The organism is Demequina pelophila (assembly GCF_000971175.1).
Lineage (GTDB): Bacteria > Actinomycetota > Actinomycetes > Actinomycetales > Demequinaceae > Demequina > Demequina pelophila.
Genome location: NZ_BBLY01000001.1, coordinates 417640 through 431606 on the forward strand (window position 1 = coordinate 417640; position 13967 = coordinate 431606).

10 protein-coding genes are annotated in these 13967 nt (G+C 70.5%); 3 read left to right on the top strand and 7 right to left on the bottom strand.

Annotated features, from left to right (window positions below; genetic code table 11):
- Positions 1 to 45: 45 nt before the first annotated feature.
- On the bottom strand, positions 46 to 1143 hold the full coding sequence (locus AOM03_RS01960; protein ID WP_062379091.1) for a class I SAM-dependent methyltransferase: 1098 nt from the start codon (positions 1141 to 1143) through the stop codon (positions 46 to 48).
- Positions 1144 to 1181: 38 nt separating this feature from the next.
- Entirely contained in the window at positions 1182 to 2831 is a 1650-nt protein-coding gene (locus AOM03_RS01965; protein ID WP_082092020.1) for an SDR family NAD(P)-dependent oxidoreductase, read from the bottom strand.
- 135 nt (positions 2832 to 2966) lie between these two features.
- Between AOM03_RS01965 and AOM03_RS01970 the strand changes: the two genes are divergently transcribed.
- A complete protein-coding gene (locus AOM03_RS01970) occupies positions 2967 to 3266 on the top strand; it encodes a UBP-type zinc finger domain-containing protein (protein ID WP_439645023.1) in 300 nt (99 codons plus the stop codon).
- On the opposite strand, the gene AOM03_RS01975 is transcribed toward AOM03_RS01970, so the two are convergent.
- The 3 genes from AOM03_RS01975 to AOM03_RS01985 form a co-directional block, all read right to left on the bottom strand.
- Positions 3263 to 4924: an FAD-dependent oxidoreductase gene (locus tag AOM03_RS01975; RefSeq protein WP_062377761.1), complete on the bottom strand. Its 1662-nt coding sequence runs from the start codon at positions 4922 to 4924 to the stop codon at positions 3263 to 3265. The genes AOM03_RS01970 and AOM03_RS01975 overlap by 4 nt on opposite strands.
- 11 nt (positions 4925 to 4935) lie before the next feature.
- Entirely contained in the window at positions 4936 to 7179 is a 2244-nt protein-coding gene (locus tag AOM03_RS01980) for a PAS domain S-box protein (protein WP_062377763.1), read from the bottom strand.
- Positions 7180 to 7352: 173 nt separating this feature from the next.
- The gene (locus AOM03_RS01985; RefSeq protein ID WP_062377765.1) at positions 7353 to 8843 is read right to left on the bottom strand and encodes a ribonuclease E domain-containing protein; all 1491 of its coding nucleotides are present in this window, start codon (positions 8841 to 8843) and stop codon (positions 7353 to 7355) included.
- A gap of 241 nt (positions 8844 to 9084) precedes the next feature.
- On the opposite strand from AOM03_RS01985, the gene AOM03_RS01990 reads away from it, so the two are divergent.
- Positions 9085 to 10044, top strand: a complete 960-nt coding sequence (locus AOM03_RS01990; RefSeq protein WP_062377767.1) for an ABC transporter ATP-binding protein — start codon at positions 9085 to 9087, stop codon at positions 10042 to 10044.
- Positions 10037 to 10816: a DUF2705 family protein gene (locus AOM03_RS01995; RefSeq protein ID WP_062377769.1), complete on the top strand. Its 780-nt coding sequence runs from the start codon at positions 10037 to 10039 to the stop codon at positions 10814 to 10816. The genes AOM03_RS01990 and AOM03_RS01995 overlap by 8 nt, the downstream gene beginning before the upstream one ends.
- A gap of 49 nt (positions 10817 to 10865) precedes the next feature.
- On the opposite strand, the gene AOM03_RS02000 is transcribed toward AOM03_RS01995, so the two are convergent.
- Both AOM03_RS02000 and treS read right to left on the bottom strand, forming a co-directional pair.
- A complete protein-coding gene (locus AOM03_RS02000; protein WP_062377771.1) occupies positions 10866 to 12197 on the bottom strand; it encodes a maltokinase N-terminal cap-like domain-containing protein in 1332 nt (443 codons plus the stop codon).
- Positions 12194 to 13888, bottom strand: coding sequence for a maltose alpha-D-glucosyltransferase (gene treS / locus AOM03_RS02005; RefSeq protein ID WP_062377773.1), 1695 nt, complete (start codon positions 13886 to 13888; stop codon positions 12194 to 12196). Before treS ends, AOM03_RS02000 begins: the two co-directional genes overlap by 4 nt.
- Between the last annotated feature and the right edge of the window lie 79 nt (positions 13889 to 13967).

Here is a 13967-nt window from a genome sequence, read left to right on the forward strand (position 1 = left end):
GATCCGCTCAGAGGTATGTGCCTGAGCGCATCGGCCGCGCAGTGCTCAGCGACGCGTCGAGACGGTGACCGTGAACTTGGCGTTGCGCGCGACCTGGCTCGTCGGGCCGATCGCAGTTTCGAGCAGCGGCCGATACCTGAGCATGGAGTTCCACACGCACCACAGCTGACCCCCGGGGCGCAGGACCCTGGCGACATCGGCGAACATGCGGGGCGCGATGAGGTCGGTCACGGCCGCGGCCGAGTGGAATGGCGGGTTCAGCGCGATGAAGGATGCGCTTGCGGACGGCCTGGTGCCGAGCACGTCGTCCCGGACCACAGCGACCCGATCCGAGATCCCGTTGGCGAGCATCGTCGCGTGCGCGGACGCGACCGCGACGGCCGACTGATCGCACGCGTACACATGGGCACCGGGATACCGCGTTGCGATCCACGCACCGACGATCCCCGTGCCGCAGGCCAGATCGATGAGGGGATCGTCGGGAGTCCCTCCGGCCGGAGCGTCGGGAAGGTTGTCGAGGAGCAGGCGCGTGCCGATGTCGAGCCGCGCGCCCGCAAAGGCCCCGCCGAACGCCCGCACCTCGAGACCTTCGACCCGTGCGGCGGCAGGGGACGGATCGCGACCGTCCCGTGGCGCGCGAGCGATGAGCACCCGCGACTTCTGCCGAGCATGGCTGATGTCCAGCTGCTCGAAGCTCTCGCGCAGCACGTCATTCATCGACACCGACATGTGCTTGAGCCGCCCGCCCGCGACCACGACGACCCTCGGGTCCGCGTGCGCGGCGATCAGGCCGGCGATGTCGCGCAGGGCGTCGAGGGAGCGGGGCAGGCGGAGCAGGACAACCCGCGCCCCGCGAACCAGTTCAGCGTCGAGAGGGAGCGTGCGGAAGCTGCCGGTGAGGCTCACGCGCGACGCGTTGGCGTCGAGCGCGCGCTCTCCGGTGAGCGCGTCGATGTGCGTACCCATCCCACTCGCGCCGGCCTGCGCCGCCCCCAGGGTGAGCGCGCCGTAGGCGTCGTTGATCACCACGATGTCACCTGGCTGGGCGGACGCTCGCATTTCCGCGGATTCGTCCAGGATCAGTCGATCCGCCGCGTCGACGGCGACAAGCCCGGGCGCCTCGACGTCGGGCCAGCGCCGCATCGCATCGAAGATCACGTGGAAAGCGTAGCCGCGGGCGGTCACCACCTCGACGGCGCGTAGTCCTTGAGGAACACCCCGAAGAGGTCCTCGCCGGCCTCGCCGCGCACCACAGGGTCGTAGACGCGTGCGGCACCGTCGACCAGGTCCAGGGGCGCGTGGAAACCCTCCTCGGCGAGCCGCACCTTGGTGGGGTGCGGGCGCTCATCGGTGATCCACCCGGTATCGACGGACGTCATGAGGATCCGGTCGGAGTCGAACATTTCGCGCGCGCTGGTGCGGGTGAGCATATTGAGCGCCGCCTTGGCCATGTTGGTGTGCGGATGCCCGGGGCCCTTGTAGCCTCGCTCGAACACGCCCTCCATGGCGGAGACGTTCACCACGTAGGATCGCCCGCTGGACGATGCGCGGGCCGCCGCCGCGAGCGACGTGCGCAGGCGGTTGATCAGGATGAACGGCGCGGTCGAGTTGCAGAGCTGCACCTCCAGCAGCTCGAGCGGAGTGACCTCGCCGACCGCCTGGACCCACGAGTTGGTGTCATGCGTGTCCGGCACCAGCCCGCCCGCGTCGATGGCCGTACCGTCCGCGAGCCGCTCCAGCGACGAGGACCCCGGCGCGAGCGCCAGGTCGGTGAGGCGCTGGGCCGACTGATCGGCCATCTCTCCGTGATGTGCGGACGCCAGCAGGGGATGGACGGCGATGCTCGCCTCGATGCCGCGCGGGTGCGCGTCGCTGGTGTGCCCCAGCGTCAGAAGGTGGGGGCCGTTGCCCTCCTCCCAGAGTCTGGGCGAGAGCGGCACGGACTCGGCGTCGACCAGGGGCGCGTAGGCGCCGGGGGAGCGACGAACCGTCTGCGCCGCGTTGTTGATGAGGATGTCGAGCGGGCCGTCCGCCGCGACCGTATCGGCGAGGGCCACGACCTGAGAGGGGTCGCGCAGGTCGATCCCGACCACGGTGAGGCGAGACAGCCACTCTGGGGCATCGGGCATGGCCGCGAAGCGCCGCACGGCATCGCGCGGGAACCTGGTCGTCAGCGTCAGCGCGGCACCGTCGCGCAGGAGCCGGAGCGCGATGTGCATCCCGATCTTGGCGCGGCCGCCCGTCAGCAAGGCACGGCGCCCGCGCAGGTCGGTGCGGGCGTGGCGCTTGGCGTGACCCGTCTCCGCGCAGGAGGGGCACAGTTGGTGATAGAACGCGTCGACGGTCGTGTAGTCCTGCTTGCAGATGTAGCAGGGACGGGGCCTGAGGTAGGTGCCCGCGGTGGGAGAAGTCACGCGCGCCTCGAGCGTGAGCCCCCGGGTCTCGTCGTCGATGCGATCCGCGGCGCCCGTCGCCGTCGCGGCCACCACCGCGGAGTCGGCCTCGGCGATAGCGGCACGACGGTCCTTGCGGCGACGATGCTTCACGGCCTTGATCATGGAGGCCGTGGCGTTGCGCACGACGGTGAAGTCGGGATCGTCCTCGTCCATCTCGCTCAGCGACGCCAGGACTCGCAGGGTGACCTCGAGCTCCGCGGGATCGATGACGTGCGGGCTGGATGCAGGGGCGGGAGTGTCGGGCACTCGGTCGATGGTACCGCCGGCATCGACAGTGCCCCCCGCCGGGGGCGGCGTGGGCAAAGCGCGCCCTGGGGATCCCTGCGCAGGGATCCTTGGCGATGGGGCTTGAGTCGCGCATCCAAATGGGCCCATAGTGGCGGGGAAGTCATGCTGGCCGCGCCGCGCCCGTGTCGAACAACGCGGCGCACAGGGGGGACGGGGGGAGTCATGGCGGCTCAATCGGACGATGCGTTCGACGCCGAGGTCCCTCCGAGCGGGCCCGGGTGCATGGAGTGCGAGCGGGACGGCGGCTGGTGGTGGCACCTTCGCCGTTGCGCGCGGTGCGGCCACGTCGGTTGCTGCGACGGCTCGCTGAGCACGCATGCGCGCCGACACGCCGCCGCTACCGGCCACCCCGTGGTGCAGAGCTTCGAGCCCGGCGAGGAGTGGTTCTGGGACTACCCAGGCGAGGCCATGCGTGAAGGACCGGCTCTCACGGCGCCCACGAGCCATCCGGCGGACCAGCCCGCGCCCGGTCCGGCCGGGCGCGTGCCCGAGGACTGGCGGGAGATCCTCGAGGGACGCTAGACCGTCTCGAGGTACCGGTGGACCGCGCTGACGGCGACGGAGCCCTGGCCCACTGCCGAGGCGACGCGACGCACCACATCGTGGCGCACGTCGCCCGCGGCGAAGATGCCGGGGACGCTCGACTCCATCAGGAGCGGGTCGCGCGGCAGATGCCAGCCGCGCGGCCTGCGGCCTCCGGCGACCAGGTCCTGTCCCGTGAGGATGAAGCCGGCGGGGTCGCACTCGACCAGATCGGCGACCAGCTCCGAGCGGGCCACGCCCCCCACGAAGATGAAGATCGCGTCCGCGGGCTCGGTCACCATCGCCCCGGTGCCATGGTCGAGCAGCGTGACGCTGCTCAGGTGACGGTCGCCCGCGACGGCCGTGATCTCTGTTCGTGGCCGGACGGCGATGTTGGCGGTCCGCTCGATCTGATCGATGAGATACCGGGACATGCTCCGGTGCAACGACTCCCCGCGCACCAGGATGGTGACGCTCCTGGCGAATCGTGACAGGAACATCGCGCCCTGGCCTGCGGAGTTGGCGCCGCCGACTACCAGGACGTCCCGGTCCCGGTAGTTGCCGGCCTCCGACGTGGCCGCGCCGTAGTACACAGAGGCGCCCAGCAGAGGCTCGAGACCCGGCACGTCGAGTGTGCGGAGGGCGACCCCGGTTGCGAGCAGGAGGGCGTGGCACCTCAGCTCGCTGCCGTCGTCGAGGGTGACGATGCGGTACTGGCCCTCGACGCGCACGCTCGTCACCTCCTGCGCGACCAACAGCTCCGCGCCCAGGCGGCGCGCCTGCGTGGCCGCGCGGCGGGCGAGGTCCGCCCCGCCGATGCCCTGGGGGAAGCCCAGGTAGTTCTCGATGCGTGCGCTCGTGCCGGCCTGCCCGCCGGGCACCTCGCGTTCGACCACCACCGTCCGCAGGCCCTCCGAGGCCCCGTAGACGGCGGCCGCGAGGCCTGCGGGGCCGGCGCCGATCACCACCAGGTCGTAGAACGGCTCGAGGGCGGGGGAGCGGAGGCCCACCTTGTCGGCCAGCACCTGCAGGTCGGGATCCTCGAGGACGGTGCCGTCGGGGAGGAAGAGTAGCGGCAGAACGTTCCGTCCGGGTGTCGAGGCCTCGACGAGCGAGCGCGCCTCGTCGTCCTTGTCGATGTCGAGCCACTGATAGGGAATCTGGCTCCGGGCGAGGAACTCCTTCACCGCGTGCGAGCGCGGCGACCACAGGGTGCCCGCAACGCGGATGCCGTCGTAGGGCACGGGAACGGTGGCGGCCCAGGCGTCGAGCAGATCGTCGAGCACCGGATACAGCTGCTCCTCGGGCGGGTCCCACGGCTTCATCAGGTAGTAGTCGAGCGCGACCTCGTTGATGCTGGCGATCGCGGCGTCGGTGTCGGCGTATGCGGTCAGCAGCACCCGCTTCGCGTCGGGGTACAGGTTGATCGCCCGCCCGAGCAGTTCGATCCCGCTCATACCCGGCATGCGCTGGTCGACCACGAGCAGTGCGAGCGCGGCGCCCCGGCGCTTGAACTCCTGCGTCGCCTCGAGCGCCTCCTGGCCGGAGAGCGCCTTGACGATGCGGTAGTCGCCCCGATAGCGCTCCTGCAGGTCACGCGTGACGGCGTTGAGCACGTGGGGCTCGTCGTCGACGGCGAGGATGATCGGCTTGGGCACGGTGGGGCCCCTCACTGGTCCGGCGGGGTGTGGTGGACGGGCAGGCGGACGGAGAAGCACGTCTGACCGGGTCGCGAGGCGACGTCGATCTGCCCGTGATGCTTCTGCACCACGATCGACCGAGAGATGTTGAGGCCGAGCCCGGTGCCCTCCCCGGGACCCTTCGTGGTGAAGAACGGGTCGAAGATGCGGGACCGCACCTCGCGCGGGATCACCGGTCCGTCGTTCTCGATCTGCACGACCACCCACGGCTCCTCGTGGAACGCGCGGACGACGATCCGACCCTCGCCGTTCATCGCGTCGACGGCGTTGTCCACGATGTTGGTCCACACCTGGTTGAGCTCACCCGCGAACGCCTGGATCCGGGGCAGGTCCTCGGCGTACTCCCGCACGACGGTCACTCCGTTCTTGAGCTTGTTGTGCAGGATGATCAGCGTGTTGTCGAGTCCCTCCCGCACGTCGGTCTCGCGGACGGGGGCCTGGTCCATGTACGTGTAGGTCTTGAGCGCCTTCACGAGTTCGACGATGCGGTGGGTTCCGACCGCGATCTCCGAGAACAGCGAGTGGATCGTGTAGGTGAAGGCGGCCCACTCGACCACCACGGGCAGCACCGCATCGTCGAAGGTCGCGCTCAGCCGGTCGAGGTCATCCGAAGCAAGGCCGAGCCCCACCAGCGCGGAGGCGACGTTGCCCGCAACGTCGTCGGTCAGCCCGTCGAGCCAGCGCTCGAACTCCTCCTCCCGGTCGCTCCGCGTCACGGCGTTCAATTCCGCGGGGTGGAGGGCTCGTTCCACGATCAGGCCGTCGAGCCGGTCGATCTCATCCCGCTGGGGCGAGGAGAGGTCGGCGGCGCACAGGCGCCGGTGGATCAGCTCCAGGCGCGTGAAGGCGGAGCGCAACTGGGCCGCGCCGCGTTGCGCGGACGCCGCCGGATTGTTGATCTCATGCGCCATGCCGGCGCTCAGCTTGCCGAGCGATGCCATCTTCTCCTGGATCACCAGTTGGTCCTGCATCTCGTTCAGCCGCGCCAGGGTCTCCACCAGCGCATCGTTCTTGCGCTTCAGCTCCTCGGTGCGCTCCCGGAGGGCGGCCTCGCTCGCGCGGAGCGCGTCCTCGGCACGCTTGCGCTCGCGGATGTCACGGATGATGCCCGTGTAGTAACGCGCGTCCTGGACGGTCCACGTCGACAGCGACAGCTCGATGGGCAACTCCTCGCCCGACTGATGGATCGCCGCGAGCTCGACGGTCGTGCCGATCACGTGGGCCTCACCCGTGGCCGTGAATCGCGCCATGCCGGCACGGTGCGCGTCGTGGTAGCGGGGCGGGATGATCATCTCGAGACGCTGCCCCAGCACCTGTTCCTCGGCGTACCCGAGGATCCGCGTCGCCGCCTTGTTCCAGCTGATGATCTCGCCTGAGTGGTCCGCGGAGATGATCGCGTCGATCGCCGACTCGGTGACCGACCGGAACTTCTCCTCCGCCTGCTTGCGCTCGCTGATGTCGCGAATGATGCCGGTGTAATAGCGGTCGTCGTCGAGGAACCACGTCGCCAGCGACAGCTCGACCGGGAACTCCATGCCGTCGGCGCGCAGCCCGGAGAGTTCGACCGTCGTGCCGATCACGTGGGTCTCGCCGCCTCCTGACACGCGGTCTACCCCGGTGCGGTGAAGGTCCCGGTAGTCCTTCGGGATGATCAACTCGAGCGGCTGCCCGATCACCTGGTCCTCGGCGTACCCGAAGAGCGCGGCCGCGGCGGTGTTCCACGACCGGATCCGGCCCCGCGCATCGGCGGAGATGATCGCGTCGATCGCCGACTCCATGACGGACCTGAATTTGGCCTCCGACTCGCGCAGTGCCATCCTGACCTTCGCCACGGTGACCTGGCGCTCCACCCGCGCCAGCACCTCCCGCGGCTCGAACGGGCGCGTGATGAGGTCGTCGCCCGCCTCCAGGCCAAGCATGCGCGCCGATGCGTCCTCGCCGGTCGCGATGAGGATCACCGGGGTGTCCTGGGTGCGGGGGTTCGACCTGAACTCGCGGATGAGTGTGTCGGGGTGCATCCCGGCGATTCCGCCATCGATCATGACGAGGTCCGGGGCGGCGCGAAGAACGGCTTCCGGAGCGAAGGCGCTGCCGGCCGCTGTGGTCACCGCGTAGTCGCCGCGCTCCACGATCTCCTGCAGCTCGGCCGCGCAGGCGGGGTCGTCCCCGATGATGATGACCAGGCCGAAGTGGGAGATGGCGGGACTCCTCACGGATCCGACGCAACGTCGCGTCGTGGGTTTCCTCAAAAGTATGGGAGGCCTGGCAGGCCGTCAAAAGATCGGTGCGCGCCCGGTCACGGCGCGGCCCCATGCATCGGATGGCCTGATCGTGCCTCGCTCGGTCGCGAACCGGCGCACCCTGCGGTGGGCGAGGCTGGGGTGGGTCAGTCCCGGCGGCGTCGTGCCAGGCCGACGGTGGCGGTGCCCGCGAGCATCATCAGGGCGGCGCCGCCGGCCAGCACGTAGAGCTGGTCACTCGCACCGGTCGACGACAGGGTCGAGCGCTCGACCGCGCTCGCCGAGGTGGTCGCGGTGGTCGGGGACTCGCTGGTGGTGGACGGCTCGGACGCGGTCTCGTCCTGGGCTGTGGGAACGTCCGTGGTCGGAGTCGCGACCGCGTCGAGGAGGGCCGGGGTCGCGGCGGTCGCGGCCGTCGGCGCGGCGGGCTCGGTCGCCGCGGCGAGCGCCGGCGTCTGCGCGGCGGCGGGCTGCAGCGCGGGCTCGGCCTGGGTGGTGGCCGGAACCGCCAAGGGGCTCCGGCTCGGCGCGGCCGAGGCGGGCTGGTCCGGCACCTGCTGGGCGATCCCGCCGGCATACGTCTGGCCAGGGACCGCCACGGGGGCCGGGACGGGCGAGTTGCCCCCCGCAGTGGTCGACTGCCCGGTGACCACGATGACGTCCGCCTTCTGCGGGACCAGCTGCGGAGTCTCCTGCGTGGTCGGCGGGATCAGGTCGGGGGCGGCGTCGTCCGCGAGCGCGGGCGGGGTGGGCGGCGTGGCGTCCGGCCACTGGTAAGGCACCGGAGCCTGGGCGTCGGACTGCGCGCCCGACGGGGAGTACCCCGCCACGGTGTCGGCGACGCCGGTGACGGTGGTGTCGACGGGCTGGTCGGCGGTGGAGCCGCCCTGGATGGTCTCGCCGGGGTCGGTGTCGTAGAGGCCGGTGGCGGGGTTGGTGCCGGTGAGGGTGTCGGCGACGCCGGTGACGGTGGTCTCGATGGGCTGGTCGTCGGTCGAGCCGCCCTGGATGGTGTGACCGGGGTCGGTGTCGTAGAGGCCGGTGGCGGGGCTCGTGCCGGTGAGGGTGTCGGCGACGCCGGTGACGGTGGTCTCGACGGGCTGGTCGTCGGTGGAGCCGCCCACAACGGTCGGGCCAGGATCGGTGTCGTACTGCTCGACGGCCGGCGACTCGCCGGACTTCACGACCGTGTCGGGGTCTTCGACCGGCACCTCGACCACGGGGTCGGGGACCGGGCAGTCGACGCTGCCGGTGTGCGCGGGGTCGACGGTCTTGCCGTCGAAGGTCACCGACAGCGTGTAGTCGTACGGTCCGTCGGGGAGATACGAGGCGGGAATCGTGGCGTGGTAGCCCCGCAGGTCGCGGTCCTGGTCGTGAATGGTGAACACGGACTGGCCGGTCGCCTGGAAGTGGAGCACCACGTCCATCGGGGTCCCGTTGTCCGCGGTGGTGTGCCGGGGCTCGAAGCCCCAGGTGATGTCCAGCTCGAGGTCGGAGCCGCACGTCGCCTTCTCGAGGACGTTGGCGATGGTGCCGTTGAGGTCGGGCGTGTCGTCCAGCGCGAGCGCCGGCGCGGCCAGTCCGGTCGTGAGCGCGGCGGTGGTGCCGAGTGCGAATGCGGCGGTGGTCTTGCGCAAGGGGAGCCTCCGGGGTTGTGATTGCACAACAGTGTTACAGCGGCAACCGAGCCTCGCTCGTGACCTTCGTCACGGCGTTATGGCAAAAGGTGCCCGATGCATCGGCCTTCCCGACCCTGCACGTCGTGACCTGCGTTGATACGTTCGAGAAGGGGCCGCGCGCGGACGCGCGGTCTCACGTCCGGCGACGCGCCCACCGAACTCCACCGCGCCGACGGGCCTTCCTAGGGGGGAGGGGCGCATGGGCGAGGGAGAGCTTGTCGTCGCCACCGACGCGCTGACCAAGTCGTACGGGGGCGTCGATGCGGTGAAGGCGCTGCGTCTCGAGGTCCCGCGCCACTCGATCTTCGGCTTCCTGGGGCCGAACGGCGCGGGCAAGACGACCACGATGAAGATGCTCCTGGGCCTGATCCGCCCGAGCGGCGGCACCGGGAGCATCTTCGGGCTCGACATCGTGCGCGACAGCCCCGAGATCCGTGCCCGGATCGGCTACCTGCCCCAGGACCCGCGCTTCTACGAGCACATGTCCGCCCGCGAGACGCTCCGCTTCGCGGCGGGCTTCTTCTTCTCTGGACCGGCGGCGGGGATCGATGCCCGCGTGGAGCGCATGCTCGCCCTCGTCGGGCTGGAGGACAAGGCGGACCGCCCGATCAAGAGCTTCTCGGGCGGCGAGAGGCAGCGGCTCGGCATCGCCCAGGCGCAGATCCACGAGCCGGAGCTGCTCATCCTCGACGAGCCCGCCGCGGCGCTCGACCCGTTGGGCCGGCGCGACGTGCTCGCCATCCTCGAGGGCTTCCGGGAGACGTCGACGGTGTTCTACTCCACGCACATCCTCGACGACGTGCAGCGGGTGAGCGACACCGTGTGCATCCTCAACAAGGGGGAGATCGCGGCCCAGGGGTCGATCGGCGACGTGCTCGCCGGCGGTGACGAGATCGCCTACGCCGTGGAGGTCCGCGGCGACGTCGGACGCGCCAGGGCCGCACTCCTCGCGCAGGCGTGGGTGACGGAGGTGTCGGTCGCGGCGCGCGGCGATGCGGCCACGTTGCGCGTGACGGTGACGGACCCCGAGCCCGCGGACGCGCACATGCAGCGCGTCCTCCTCGAGGACGAATCGCTGGTGGTGACCCAGTTCCGGCGCGAGACCACCGACCTCGAGAGGATCTTCATCGACCTGGTGGAGGGAGGGCACGATGGCTAGCGGGGACGTGGCCGGGCTGGTGCGCCTGGACGAGCGCGGCTGGCGCCGCGGCATGACGAACCTGATGCGCGCCGGGTTCGGGGCGTGGTGGCGGACCAGCACCTGGTGGGTGCAGGCGCTGCTGTGGACCGCCGTGATCAACGGCTCGCTCGCGGTGGTGATCTGGGGCGATGCTCCTGACGACGTCTCGGCGTTCACGCTCTTCGGGGTGATGACCATGTTCGCCGCGATCGCGGTCGCGATCGTCATGCAGGAGGCGATCGTCGGGGAGAAGCGCAGTGGGACCGCGGCATGGGTGCTCTCCAAACCCACGTCGCGCACGGCCTTCATGCTGTCCAAGCTGGTGCCCAACGCCGTGGGCGCGCTGGCGACCATGCTGGTCATCCCCTCGGCGGCGACGCTCCTCCACCTCGCGGTCGCGGGCGTCGAGGTCTCGCCCCTCCGCTTCGCACTGGGCGTGACCGTCGCCGCCCTCAACCTGCTCTTCTATCTCACCCTGACGCTCATGCTCGGCACCCTGTTCAACGGCGCGGGCCCGGTCATCGCCGTGCCGCTCGCCTTCGCGTTCGGGCAGCAGCTGCTCGGGCCGGCGGTGACCGCGTACCTGCCGTGGTCGCTGGTCGTGCCGGTCGGCGGAGCCGAGTCGAGCGTCATCGGCGCGATCATCGGCGGCGAGCCGGTGGAGACCTCCGCGGCGATCGTGGTGACGGCCGTGGCCTGCGTGGTGTTCACCGTGGTGGCCTTCTGGCGGTGGGCGCGCACCGAGCTCTAGGGGGACGATGCGACGGCCGGGTCACGGGGGCCCGCGCCGTTCGCGACGTTCACAGCAGGCGGTGCAGCGCGTGCAGCGGGATCTCCACCCAGTCGGGGCGGTAGTGCGACTCGTAGATGAACTCGTACACGGCCTTGTCGATCTCGTAGGCGTGCAGCAGCGCGGCGGCGGCCTCGGAGGACTCGTAGCCGTAGCCGCGCAGGAACGCCACGCGGTTGCGCCGGACCCAGTCGTCGACGTGGGCCTGATCGTCCGAGCCGGCGGCGAGACCAGCGGAGGTGATCGCGACCGAGTGCGCCGCGTAGTCGAGCGAGCGCAGCATGCCGGCGACGTCGCGCGCGCCGGCGTCGAGGCGCACGCGGTCCTCGAGCGCCTGGGCCGGTTCGCCCTCGAAGTCGATGATCTTCCAGCCGGTCGTGGTGCGCAGGGTCTGGCCCAGGTGGAAGTCGCCGTGGATGCGCTGGACCGGCACCGGCGTGTCGGGGTCGATCGCGGCGTAGGCGGCGCGCGCCCGTGCCGAGAAGTCGCGCACGGCCGGGTCCAGGGCCATGGCCCGGTCGAGGCGCGCCTCGAGCCGGCCCACCAGCGCCTCGACGTCCGGCCGCGACCACACGCCCGTCGGCAGGGCCTCGCGCATCTGCGCGTGCACCGCCGCGAGGGCCGCGCCCAGCCGCTCGCTCTCGCCCGCGAAGTCGCCGCCCGCGTCGCGCGCCCGCACGTCGTCCGCCTGGAGCGCGCGAATGCTGGCGCGGGCCGAGTCCCAGCCGTCGGTGGCCGAGCGCTGGTACGCGCCGGCCATCGCCAGGTCGACGTCACCGCTGCTGATCCATCCGTACAGCGGCGAGATCTCCTCGGACCCCAGCCGCGTGAGCGCGGCCTGCACCTCGATGTCCGGGTTCCTGCCGTACTCGAGCCGCCGGAAGAACTTGACGAGCACGTCCCCCACGATCACCGAGGTGTTGCTCTGCTCGACCGACATCAGCACGGACTCCGCGTCCGCGGCGATCGGCGCGCCCTCGAGGCTCACATAGGAGATGTCCGCCGGGCTGTCAGCGTCGTCGAGGAAGCCGCGCAGCAGGATCGCGCGCGCCTCGGGGTCGTGCATCGCGTCGTACACGTACAGCACCTCGCCGTCGAGCGCGACGGCGCCGATGAAGCCGTACGAGAGGTCCTCGCGCGGCTGCGCCCGGTACGACAGCGGCACGCTGTACGGCGCGCCCGCGACCACGATCTCGAAGCGCACGCCCACCCCGGAGGCCGGCTCGGCGAGCCAGGCGAGTTCGCGCACCTCGGTGATGGTCACCTCCTCGACGGCCTCGCCGTACCAGCGTTGGCGCGCCATGTAGGCGCCGAGCTCGGGGCGTTCGGTCCACGCGCTCATGCGACCATTCCTTCCGTCGTGGTGGGCGGCGAGAGCCGGAACCAGTAGAAGCCGTAGCCGGCCAGGGTCAGCAGGTAGGGCAGCTCGCCGATCGCGGGGAAGTCGACCCCGCCCAGCATCTCGACGGGCCGGTAGCCGCGGAACTCGTGCAGCTCGAGTTCGACGGGCTGGGGGAAGCGGGACAGGTTGTTGACGCACAGCATGACGTCCTCGCCGTCGCGGCGCAGGTACGACAGCACCGACGGGTTGGAGCCGCCCAGGTCGTAGAAGTCGCCGCGGCCGAACGCCGAATGCTGGCGCCGGACCTGCAGCATCCGCCGCGTCCATTGGAGGAGGGACGATGCATTGGCCTCCTGGGACTCGACGTTGATGGCCTGGTATCCGAAGACCGGGTCCATGATCACGGGCAGCGACAGCCTGCCCGGGGTCGCCCGCGAGAAGCCCGCGTTGCGATCGGGCGTCCACTGCATCGGCGTGCGGACCCCGTCGCGGTCGCCCAGCCAGATGTTGTCGCCCATCCCGATCTCGTCGCCGTAGTAGAGCACCGGCGAGCCCGGCAGGCTGAGGAGCAGGGCGGTGAACAGCTCCATCTGGTTCGTGTCGTTGTCGAGCAGGGGAGCGAGCCGCCTGCGGATGCCGATGTTCGCCTTCATCCGCGGGTCCGTGGCGTACTCGCGCCACATGTAGTCGCGGTCCTCGTCCGTCACCATCTCCAGCGTGAGCTCGTCGTGGTTGCGCAGGAAGATGCCCCACTGGCAGTGTTCGGGAATCTCGGGCGTCTGCGCGAGGATCTCGCTGATGGGGTAGCGGGACTCGCGCCGGACACCCATGAAGATGCGCGGCATCACGGGGAAGTGGAAGCACATGTGGCACTCGTCGCCGCCCACCTCCGGATCGCCGAAGTAGTCGACCACGTCCGCGGGCCACTGGTTCGCCTCCGCGAGCAGCACCCGCCCCGGGTACTTGTCGTCCACGTGCTTGCGCACCTGCTTGAGGAAGTCGTGGGTGCGCGGGAGGTTCTCCCCGTTGGTGCCCTCCTCCTCGTACAGGTAGGGGACCGCATCCAGGCGGAACCCGTCGATGCCCCGGTCGAGCCAGAAGTCGAGAGCGTCCAGCATGGCCCGGTGGACGGCGGGGTTCTCGAAGTTGAGATCGGGCTGGTGGCCGTAGAAGCGGTGCCAGAAGTACTGCTGGCGCACCGGGTCCCACGTCCAGTTGGAGGATTCGGAGTCGACGAAGATGATGCGCGCATCGGCGTAGGACTCGTCCGTGTCGCTCCAGACGTAGAAGTCCCCGTACGGGCCGTCCGGGTCGGAGCGCGAGGCCTGGAACCAGGGGTGCTGGTCCGAGGTGTGGTTCATGACGAAGTCGATGATGACCCTGATGCCGCGCGCGTGCGCCGCGTCGAGCAGCTCCTGGAAGTCCTCGATGGTGCCCACGTCCGGTGCCACGTCCGTGTAGTCGGCGACGTCGTAGCCGCCGTCCCGCAGGGGCGAGGGGAAGAACGGCGGGAGCCACACGCAGTCGATGCCCAGCCACTCGAGGTAGTCGAGCTTCTCCGTGAGCCCCCGCAGGTCGCCCACGCCGTTGCCGGACGAGTCGTGGAAGGACCGGACCAGGACCTCGTAGAAGACGGCGGACTTGAACCAGTCGTGATCGGTCGCGTCGATGCCCTCTGCTCCCTCGGCCATGTCCCCACCGTATTGATCCGGCGGCCAGGAGGCCAGGGCTTCGCCCCCGATAGCGCTGAAATGCCTGGTTCCGATGGCG

Excerpts from the sequence above, each read along its gene's own strand:
- AOM03_RS01970 (WP_439645023.1), top strand. The coding sequence starts at position 2,967 with ATGGAGTGCGAGCGGGACGGCGGCTGGTGGTGGCACCTTCGCCGTTGC.
- AOM03_RS01965 (WP_082092020.1), bottom strand. The coding sequence starts at position 2,831 with ATGGGCCCATTTGGATGCGCGACTCAAGCCCCATCGCCAAGGATCCCT.
- AOM03_RS01995 (WP_062377769.1), top strand. The coding sequence starts at position 10,037 with ATGGCTAGCGGGGACGTGGCCGGGCTGGTGCGCCTGGACGAGCGCGGC.
- AOM03_RS01990 (WP_062377767.1), top strand. The coding sequence starts at position 9,085 with ATGGGCGAGGGAGAGCTTGTCGTCGCCACCGACGCGCTGACCAAGTCG.
- AOM03_RS02000 (WP_062377771.1), bottom strand. The coding sequence starts at position 12,197 with ATGAGCGCGTGGACCGAACGCCCCGAGCTCGGCGCCTACATGGCGCGC.
- treS (WP_062377773.1), bottom strand. The coding sequence starts at position 13,888 with ATGGCCGAGGGAGCAGAGGGCATCGACGCGACCGATCACGACTGGTTC.
- AOM03_RS01960 (WP_062379091.1), bottom strand. The coding sequence starts at position 1,143 with ATGCGGCGCTGGCCCGACGTCGAGGCGCCCGGGCTTGTCGCCGTCGAC.